The following is an 820-nucleotide window of genomic DNA, read 5'->3' on the forward strand; positions in this document are numbered from 1 at the left end:
GGCACTGTTGCAAATAGTCGGTGGTGATAAACTTATCATCCCCTTTTGCTGATGGAGCTGCACATGAACCCATTCAAAGGCCGGCATTTTCAGCGTGACATCATTCTGTGGGCCGTACGCTGGTACTGCAAATACGGCATCAGTTACCGTGAGCTGCAGGAGATGCTGGCTGAACGCGGAGTGAATGTCGATCACTCCACGATTTACCGCTGGGTTCAGCGTTATGCGCCTGAAATGGAAAAACGGCTGCGCTGGTACTGGCGTAACCCTTCCGATCTTTGCCCGTGGCACATGGATGAAACCTACGTGAAGGTCAATGGCCGCTGGGCGTATCTGTACCGGGCCGTCGACAGCCGGGGCCGCACTGTCGATTTTTATCTCTCCTCCCGTCGTAACAGCAAAGCTGCATACCGGTTTCTGGGTAAAATCCTCAACAACGTGAAGAAGTGGCAGATCCCGCGATTCATCAACACGGATAAAGCGCCCGCCTATGGTCGCGCGCTTGCTCTGCTCAAACGCGAAGGCCGGTGCCCGTCTGACGTTGAACACCGACAGATTAAGTACCGGAACAACGTGATTGAATGCGATCATGGCAAACTGAAACGGATAATCGGCGCCACGCTGGGATTTAAATCCATGAAGACGGCTTACGCCACCATCAAAGGTATTGAGGTGATGCGTGCACTACGCAAAGGCCAGGCCTCAGCATTTTATTATGGTGATCCCCTGGGCGAAATGCGCCTGGTAAGCAGAGTTTTTGAAATGTAAGGCCTTTGAATAAGACAAAAGGCTGCCTCATCGCTAACTTTGCAACAGTGCC

1 protein-coding gene is annotated in these 820 nt (G+C 52.4%); it reads left to right on the forward strand.

The features are described from left to right. The first annotated feature begins 63 nt into the window (after positions 1 to 63). The gene (locus MKR05_RS26890) at positions 64 to 768 is read left to right on the forward strand and encodes an IS6-like element IS26 family transposase (RefSeq protein WP_001067855.1); all 705 of its coding nucleotides are present in this window, start codon (positions 64 to 66) and stop codon (positions 766 to 768) included. Positions 769 to 820 lie beyond the last annotated feature (52 nt).

Origin of the sequence: Klebsiella sp. K5-204 (assembly GCF_030128585.1) — a bacterium.
Taxonomy (GTDB): Bacteria; Pseudomonadota; Gammaproteobacteria; order Enterobacterales; family Enterobacteriaceae; genus Klebsiella; species Klebsiella quasipneumoniae.

Bases quoted from the DNA above. Each gene is read 5' to 3' on its own strand.
- MKR05_RS26890 (WP_001067855.1), top strand. From the start codon at position 64: ATGAACCCATTCAAAGGCCGGCATTTTCAGCGTGACATCATTCTGTGG.